Here is a 405-nt window from a genome sequence, read left to right as displayed (position 1 = left end):
ATAAAATTTGCTAGAAATTTCTAGCAAATTTTACTTTTTATGAGTTATATTTTTTAACGATACCGCGAACTACTTTTTCGATAAAAAGCGCAGAAGCTACTTCGCAGTGCTCTCTTGTAGAGTGAGGTGAGTAGATGTTTGGTCCAATAGAACATGCACTAAGACCTGCTTTTTTCTCCAAAAGCACTCCACATTCAAGTCCAGCATGCACAGCTGTTATCCTTGCATTTGGCTTATAAATTTTAAGCTCTTCTAAGATGTCGTTTGCAAATTTATCATTTATAGGTTTCCAAGCTGGATTTCTATCTTTTGAAATGACGCTAAAACCAACCGCTTTTGCAAGCTCTGAAATTTCAAATTCCATCCTATTTAGGCCGTCTTTACTCATTGACCTTGCGAAAAACT

Annotated in this window: 1 pseudogene; it reads right to left on the bottom strand. The window is 36.0% G+C overall.

Features of this window, described 5'->3' with window-relative positions:
* Window positions 1-37 precede the first annotated feature (37 nt).
* Window positions 38-405 (bottom strand): annotated as a pseudogene (locus tag CYO89_RS02890) (aminoacyl-histidine dipeptidase); the annotation flags it as partial.

The sequence above is a fragment of the Campylobacter concisus genome (assembly GCF_002913765.1).
GTDB lineage: Bacteria > Campylobacterota > Campylobacteria > Campylobacterales > Campylobacteraceae > Campylobacter_A > Campylobacter_A concisus_BB.
This window is presented reverse-complemented; position numbering and strand designations above follow the sequence as displayed.